Here is a 7,413-nt window from a genome sequence, read left to right on the forward strand (position 1 = left end):
ACGCGGATGTCGGCGTCGCTCAGGCGCCGCGCGGGCGTGTCATCCGCTGTCCGGAATTGAGCGTCCGGACGGCGGATCAGCCCATCTCCAGCGGCAGGTGAAGGTCGCAGACGACGCCCTCCGGCGGGTAGGCGAGCCGCACCGTGCCCCCGAGTTCGCTGCCGACGCCGCGCTCGATCATCCGCGAGCCGAAGCCCTGGCGCGTCGGCGGCAGGACGGGCGGGCCGCCGCGCTCCTCCCAGCGCAGGTGAAGGCTCAGGCGCGGCGCGCGGCGCGGCTCCCCGTCCTCCTCGGCGATGCGCCACGTCACCGCCACGGTCCCGTGGGCGTTCGAGAGCGCGCCGTACTTGGTCGCGTTGGTGGCGAGTTCGTGCAGCACCATCGCGAGGGCGAGCGCGATCCGCGCGGAGACCCGGATCGGATTGCCCTGCCAGCGGCAGCGCTGGCCGTCGCCGTGCAGGCGCAGGGCGTCCGCGACGATCTGGGCGAGGTCCGCCCCCTGCCAGTTCTCGTCCGTCAGCACGTCGTGCGCCTTGGACAGGGCGATCAGGCGGGCGGTGATCGCCTCTCGGGCCTCCGCCAGGGAGGCGGCGCTGCGCAGGGTCTGGGTGGTGAAGGCCTGGACGGTGGCGAGCGTGTTCTTCACCCGGTGGTTCAGCTCGTTCAGCAGCAGCGCCTGGTGCTCCTCGGCCTTCTTCTGCGCCGTCCGATCGCGGAGGATCTTCAGGAAGCCCGCGAGCGCGCCCGCGTCGTCGCGCAGCGGCATCATGACCCCGTTGGCCCAGAACCGGCTGCCGTCGCGCCTCTGGTGCCAGCGGTCGTCCTCGGCCCGGCCCTCGGTGACGGCGAGGCGCATCTCCGCCTCCGCGATGGCGGCGCGGTCGTCGTCGGGCGTGAAGATGAGGTTGAGCGGTTGCCCCAGGGCCTCGGCCTCGCTCCAGCCGAGCAGGCCCTCCGCCCCGGTGTTCCAGCCGGTGATGCGGCCGGTGAGGTCCGTGGTGAAGATCGCGTAGTCGCGGGCGCTCTCGACCGCGAGCCGGTAGCGCGCCTCGCTCGCCGTCAGACTCAGCCGCTCGGCGTGGAGACCGGCATTGGACTGTTCGAGCTCGGCGAGCCGGGCCTGGGCGAGGGCGAGTTCGGCCCTCGCCTCCGCCAGTTCCCGCTCGTGCCCGGCATGGCTCGTCGGCGTCTCCGCCGCGGCGCGCCGGGTCGCCTCGTCGAGGGAGCGGCGCAGCCGCGCCAGTTCGGCCTCCAGCTCCGTCACCCGCTCGGCCGCGACGGCGGCCGGCTCCTCACGCTCACTCAACCGGAACTCCCGCCGTCGCCGCTCGCAAGTCTCGCGGGCTCACCCCAAAGATCGACGGACCGCGACCAAGCCGAGCGATGCCTTCGCGGGGCGTGGCACGGGCCGTCCGCAAAGGCAAGCCGGCCGCGTTGACTGTCAGGATTCCGACCATGCAGTGGAGCAACGCCGTGCCGGAGCATTGCCCCCCGGTCGCCACCTTGCGCGGTCCGGCGCGAGCGGGCGGCGCGCGGGGTCTGAACTGGTCTTCCCGCCGGCGCCGCGGCGGCCGGAATGGTCGAGGACCGGCCGACACGGTGTCGCGGGAGCGGGGCCGGGGACGAGCGGGGCTGGCCGGCCCCGCCGCGGCACCTAGTGTAAGGGTTCCGAACAGGAAGCCGGCATGACCATACCGATCACACTCACGGTGAACGGCGCCGCGCGCGCGCTCGTCCTGGAGGATGCGCGGGTGACGCTCCTCGACCTCCTGCGCGAGCGGCTCGCCCTCACGGGCACCAAGAAGGGCTGCGACCGCGGCCAGTGCGGCGCCTGCACGGTGCTGGTCGACGGGCGGCGCGTGAATGCCTGCTTGGCGCTCGCGGTCAGCCTCGACGGCGCCGAGGTCGTGACGATCGAGGGCGTGGCGCGGGACGGGGCGCTCCATCCGGTGCAGGAGGCCTTCCTCGACCACGACGCGCTGCAATGCGGCTACTGCACCCCGGGGCAGATCATGTCGGCGATCGGGCTGATCCGCGAGGGGCTGGCGGGGGACGATCCCGAGCGCATCCGCGAGGGCATGAGCGGCAATCTCTGCCGCTGCGGCGCCTATGCGGGGATCACCGAGGCGGTGCGCGACGCGCGGGCGCGCCTCGCCCGAGCGGAGAAGCAGGGCCGGGGAGAGGCGGCATGAACCGGTTCGAGTACCTTCGCCCGGCCACGATCGCGGAGGCGGTGGCGGCCGGCGCCGGGGCGGGCTCCGCCTTCCTCGCCGGCGGCACCAACCTCGTCGACCTGATGAAGGGAGGGATCGAGCGCCCGACGCGGCTCGTCGACCTCACGCGGCTGCCCGGTCTCGACCGGATCGAGACCCTGCCCGACGGTTCCCTCCGCATCGGTGCGCTGGTGCGCAACGCCGACCTCGCCGCCGACCCGGACTTCGCCCGCGCCTGTCCGGCCGTGGCCGAGGCGTTGCTGTCGGGCGCCTCCGCGCAGCTGCGCAACGCCGCCACCGCGGCCGGCAACGTCCTGCAGCGCACGCGCTGCCCCTACTTCTACGACCCGGCGAGCGCCTGCAACCGGCGCGTCCCGGGCGCGGGCTGCGACGCGCGCGGGGGCGAGACTCGCGCGCACGCGGTGCTCGGCTGGAGCGCGCATTGCATCGCCACTCACCCGTCCGATTTCTGCGTGCCCCTGGTCGCCCTCAACGCGGTCGCGGAGGTGGAGGGCCCGCAGGGGCGGCGCGACCTGCCCCTCGACGGCTTCCACCTCCTGCCCGGCAATCACCCGGAGCGGGAGACGGTGCTGGCTCCGGGCGAGCTCGTGGTCGCCCTCCGGCTTCCGCCCTCGGCCGCCGCCTTCGCGGGCCACTCGCGCTACCTCAAGCTGCGCGAGCGCACGTCCTACGCCTTCGCTTTGGTGTCGGCGGCGGCGTCCCTGCGGTTCGACGGAGAGCGGATCGCGGAGGCGCGCCTGGCCCTCGGCGGGGTGGCGGCGAAGCCCTGGCGCGCGCGCGAGGCGGAGGCGCTCCTCGCCGGCGCGGCTCCCGGGCCGGAAGTCTTCGCCCGCGCGGGCGAGGCCGCGCTCTCCGGGGCGGTCCCCTCGGGCGACAACGCGTTCAAGATCCCGCTCGCGCGGCGCCTCGTCGCCCGGGCGCTCGCCCGCGCGGCCGCCGGCACGCCGGAGCGCCTGCCGGCCCTGCCGGCCTCGGTCTTCGCCCCCGCCCCCGGAGAGCACGCCCATGCCTGAGCCCGCCCGCCTCCGCCACGGCTCGAATCTCGGCCAGCCCCTGACGCGGCGCGACGGGACCCTCAAGGTGACGGGGGCCGCGCGCTACGCGGCGGACCACCACCCGGAGGGCCTGCTCCACGCCGTGCTCGCGACGAGCAGCATCGCCCGCGGGCGCGTCGCGGGCCTCGACGCGCCGGCCGCCCTGGCGCATCCGGGGGTCGTCGCGGTGATGACGCCCGAGAACGCGCCGCCCCTGGCGCAGGACCCCGACGAGAAGCACGACCCCTTCACCTTCCGGCTCGACCTGCTCCAGGGCCCGGAGGTGCGCTATCCCGGCCAGCCGATCGCCGTGGTGATCGCCGAGACGCTGGAGGCGGCGACCGAGGGCGCCGCGCTGCTCGCCCCGACCTACGAGAGCGAGCCGCCCGCGATCGGGCTCGACGCCGGGCCTGCCTTCGCGCCGCCCGCGGTCGGGGTCGGGGAGCCGGCCGACCTCGCGGTCGGAGACGTCGAGGACGGCCTCGCCCGGGCGACCGCGCGGATCGACGCGACCTACGAGACGCCTGCGCAGTACCACAACGCCATGGAGCCCCACGCCGTGGTGGCGTCCTGGGACGGGGACCGCCTGACCCTCGACACGCCGAGCCAGGGCATGGCGATGGCCCAGGGGCGGATCGCCGGCCTGTTCGGCATCGCGCCCGACGACGTCCACATCCGGAGCCCCTTCCTCGGCGGCGGCTTCGGCTCGAAGGGCATGATTTCCGGGCCGCAGGTGCTCGGCATTATGGCGGCCCGCCTCGCCGGGCGGCCGGTCAAGCTGGTGCTGCGCCGCGATCAGATGTACGGGCCGGTCGGGCACCGCGCGCCCACCCGCCAGCGGCTGCGGCTCGGCGCCGATGCCGAGGGCCGGCTCACCGCCCTCGACCACGGCACGCTGACCGCGACCAGCCGCTTCGACGACTTCATCGAGCCGGCGGGCGGCGTGTCGCACACGCTCTACGCGACGCCCGCCCTCAGGACGACGCATCGGGCCCTGCGCCTCGACACCGGCACGCCGCTCTTCATGCGTGCGCCCGGCGAGGCGACGGGCAGCGCGGCGCTGGAGAGCGCGGTCGACGAACTCGCCGAGGCCTGCGGGCTCGACCCGCTGGAATTCCGCCTGCGCAACTACGCCGAGCGCGAGCCCGCATCCGGCCGGCCCTTCTCGTCGAAGGCCCTGCGCGAGTGCTACCGGCAAGGTGCGGAGCGCTTCGGCTGGGCCGGGCGCCCGCGCGCGCCGCGGCAGCGCCGCGACGCCGACGGGCTCCTGGTGGGCTGCGGCCTCGGGACCGCGACCTTCCCGGCGCTGATGTTCGAGGCCGAGGCGCGCGCCGAGATCCGGGCGGATGGCGGGGCTTCGGTGGAGATCGGCGCCCACGACATGGGGCAGGGGGCCTGGACCGCCCTGGCCCAGATCGCCGCCGAATCCCTCGGCCTCGACATCGACGCCGTCGCGTTCCGGATGGGCGATTCCCGGCTCCCGAACGGCGGCATCGCCGGCGGCTCCGCCCACACGGCGACGGCCGGGGCGGCGATCCACGAGGCGGGCGCCGCCGCGATCGCCGCACTCGCCGCGCTGGCCACCGCGGACGAGCGCTCGCCGCTCTTCGGGGCCGGCAATGCCGGGGTGGTCGCCCGCGGCGGCCGGCTGCTGCGCCGCGACGACGAGGGCCGCGGCGAGGCCTTCACGGAGATCCTGGCCCGGGCGGGCCGCGCCTCCGTCGAGGGGCGGGGCAAGGGCGCGGGCGATCCGGCGGCGCGCGAGACCTACGCGATGCACGCCCACGGCGCCGTCTTCGCGGAGGTGAAGGTCGATCCGGATCTCGGGCAGGTGCGCTGCACGCGGCTCGTGGGCGCCTTCGCGGCGGGGCGCGTGATCAACCCGCGCCTCGTGCGCAGCCAATATTACGGCGGGATGATCTGGGGCCTGTCCTTCGCCCTGCACGAGAGGGCCGTCCACGATCCCCGCACCGGCCGGATCATGAACGCGAACCTCGCCGAGTACCACCTGCCCGTGAATGCCGACGTGCCCGCCCTGGAGGCGATCCTGGTCGAGGAGGCGGACCCGCACGTCAACGCCCTCGGGATCAAGGGGGTGGGCGAGATCGGCATCACCGGAACGGCGGGCGCGGTGGCGAACGCGGTCTGGCACGCGACGGGCATCCGGGTGCGCAGCCTGCCGATCACGCTCGACCAGCTGCTGTGACGGCGCGCGGCCCGGAACCCCGGGCCGCGCGCCGGGCGTTGACGGGGAACGCTCCGCGAGGCCGCGCATGGACGCCACCCCGACCTATACGCCGCACGCCAAACTCCCGGAGGCCAAGCCGCCGGTCTCCCTCCGCGGCCTGCTCCTGACCCTCGCCGGGATCGCTGTCGGCGGCCCGGGCTATTACTGGTCCTTCATCCACCAATCGGCGCTGGGCACGGTCGTGGGCGTGGTCGGGGTGTCGCTGTGCATCCTGGGCACGGCGAAGTCGGAAGGGCCGGTACACCGCTAGGGCAGGCTTCGCTCGGGCCGAAGCCGCAAGCCTGCTCTGGGCCTTCGATTGTACCGCCCGGCGGGGAAGGCCGGTCGTGCGATCCGGCACGGCGCCTGAGCGACGCCGACATCCGCATTGCCGAAATGGGAGATGGCCAAGCCATCAACCAGATGTCGGACGACAAGTCTCCTTTGCGCCTACACACCCGATTCGCATAAGGGATCTTATGGAACCAAGGGGCGGATGCAGGCGAGGCGGACGCGGCGGCGTCCTGCGGGGCCAGCGCGACGGACGGCCGGCGCCTCGGCCCGGTCACCGCGCTGACCGACGCGACCACGCGCGTCGACGGCTACACCGAGGCCGGCGACGCGGCCCAGACCCAGAGCGTGCGCGGCACCGATCTCGCCTCGCTGGTGGCGCGGGCCGGGGCGCAGCCGCGCACGGCGCCCCTCGCGGCCTTCGCAGGAACGGTGACGGGCTTCCTGCACCTGACCGCCGAGCGGGAATTCCTCGACGGTGCGCGCACGATCGTCACCTCCGTCACGACGCTGCCGGCGCTCCCGATCCGGACGCAGCTCGGGCGGGCGAGCCGCGCGACCTATGGCCAGGTCGAGGCCGGCCTGCGCGCCGACATCATCCCGGTCCTCAGCGCCACGCTCGCCGGCGGCACGAGCGTCGCCCGGGCCGGCGGCGACGGATTCGCGGTGAGCGGCGGGCTCACGATGCGGTTCCGACCGCGTCGTCGAGGCCGGCGCTGAGCCGGCGCAGGTCCTCGACCACGGCCTTGGACCCGGCGCGCAGGGCGCCGCGCCGGCGGAGGTCGCCGTCGAACTCGGCGGCGCCGCCCGCCTCCTCGACGAGGAGCAGGCCCGCGTAGCAGTCCCAGGAGCTGAGGCCGGGATCGTAGTAGCCGGCGAGGCGGCCGGCCGCCACGTAGGCGAGCATCAGGGCGCCGGACCCGTTGTTGAACAGGGTCCCGCCCTCCGCGTAGAGGCGCTCCACGAAGGCCCCGGCCGCAGCGGGGCGCGTGCGGGCCGTGGCGCCGTAGGCGACGCTGCCGGAGGTCAGGCGGGTCGAGGGCGCGATCGCGAGCCGCCGGCCGTTCAGGGTCGCCCCGGCGCCCCGCGCCGCCGCGTAGGTCTCGCCCAGCACCGGCGCGGCGATCACGCCGGCCTCGATGCCGCCGGCACCGGCCAGGGCGACCGAGACGCACCAGTTCGGCTGACCGTGGAGGAATGGGCTGGTGCCGTCGATCGGGTCGACCACCCAGACGAAGCCGGACCGCCCCTCGCTCAGCCCCTCCTCCTCGCCCAGGACCGCATCGTCCGGGAAGGAGGCGGCGACGAGTTCCCGGATCAGCACCTCGACCTCCCGGTCGGCCCGCGAGACGAGGTCCTGCGGGCTGCTCTTGCGCTCGACCACGAGCGTGTCCCGCGCGGCGAAGAAGGCCTGGGCCTTCTCGGCGGCGCGCCGGGCAATCTCCTGCGCGAGGGCTAAGCGGCGGGGATCATGGGACGGGGATGGCACGGTCGGTCTCTCCGGCGAGCAGGCATCGCGGCTCCCTTACACGAGAGGTCCCGCCCCGTGATGACGGCCGGGCGCGCCCCTGCCCTGCCCCACCCGCCTCGGCGGTATTTTTGCCGAGAACGCCCCCGAAGGACGGGC

7 protein-coding genes are annotated in these 7,413 nt (G+C 75.0%); 5 read left to right on the plus strand and 2 right to left on the minus strand.

Features of this window, described 5'->3' with window-relative positions; translation table 11 throughout:
• Positions 1-76: 76 nt before the first annotated feature.
• The gene (locus MET2598_RS36305; protein WP_012332408.1) at positions 77-1,306 is read right to left on the minus strand and encodes a sensor histidine kinase; all 1,230 of its coding nucleotides are present in this window, start codon (positions 1,304-1,306) and stop codon (positions 77-79) included.
• Positions 1,307-1,685: 379 nt separating this feature from the next.
• On the opposite strand from MET2598_RS36305, the gene MET2598_RS0111175 reads away from it, so the two are divergent.
• The 5 genes from MET2598_RS0111175 to MET2598_RS0111195 all read left to right on the plus strand — a co-directional run bounded on the left by MET2598_RS0111175 (position 1,686) and on the right by MET2598_RS0111195 (position 6,506).
• Positions 1,686-2,192: a (2Fe-2S)-binding protein gene (locus MET2598_RS0111175; RefSeq protein WP_018260879.1), complete on the plus strand. Its 507-nt coding sequence runs from the start codon at positions 1,686-1,688 to the stop codon at positions 2,190-2,192.
• The gene (locus tag MET2598_RS0111180) at positions 2,189-3,247 is read left to right on the plus strand and encodes an FAD binding domain-containing protein (protein ID WP_018260880.1); all 1,059 of its coding nucleotides are present in this window, start codon (positions 2,189-2,191) and stop codon (positions 3,245-3,247) included. Before MET2598_RS0111175 ends, MET2598_RS0111180 begins: the two co-directional genes overlap by 4 nt.
• On the plus strand, positions 3,240-5,474 hold the full coding sequence (locus tag MET2598_RS0111185) for a xanthine dehydrogenase family protein molybdopterin-binding subunit (protein WP_018260881.1): 2,235 nt from the start codon (positions 3,240-3,242) through the stop codon (positions 5,472-5,474). Before MET2598_RS0111180 ends, MET2598_RS0111185 begins: the two co-directional genes overlap by 8 nt.
• Positions 5,475-5,541: 67 nt before the next feature.
• The gene (locus MET2598_RS0111190) at positions 5,542-5,766 is read left to right on the plus strand and encodes a hypothetical protein (RefSeq protein WP_018260882.1); all 225 of its coding nucleotides are present in this window, start codon (positions 5,542-5,544) and stop codon (positions 5,764-5,766) included.
• A gap of 203 nt (positions 5,767-5,969) precedes the next feature.
• Positions 5,970-6,506: an autotransporter domain-containing protein gene (locus tag MET2598_RS0111195; RefSeq protein ID WP_150108641.1), complete on the plus strand. Its 537-nt coding sequence runs from the start codon at positions 5,970-5,972 to the stop codon at positions 6,504-6,506.
• Here MET2598_RS0111195 and MET2598_RS0111200 read toward each other — a convergent pair.
• Positions 6,466-7,275 carry an inositol monophosphatase family protein gene (locus MET2598_RS0111200; protein ID WP_018260884.1) on the minus strand — a complete coding sequence of 270 codons (810 nt, stop codon included), beginning with the start codon at positions 7,273-7,275 and terminating at the stop codon, positions 6,466-6,468. The genes MET2598_RS0111195 and MET2598_RS0111200 overlap by 41 nt on opposite strands.
• Positions 7,276-7,413: the final 138 nt, after the last annotated feature.

Origin of the sequence: Methylobacterium sp. WSM2598, assembly GCF_000379105.1 — a bacterium.
Lineage (GTDB): Bacteria > Pseudomonadota > Alphaproteobacteria > Rhizobiales > Beijerinckiaceae > Methylobacterium.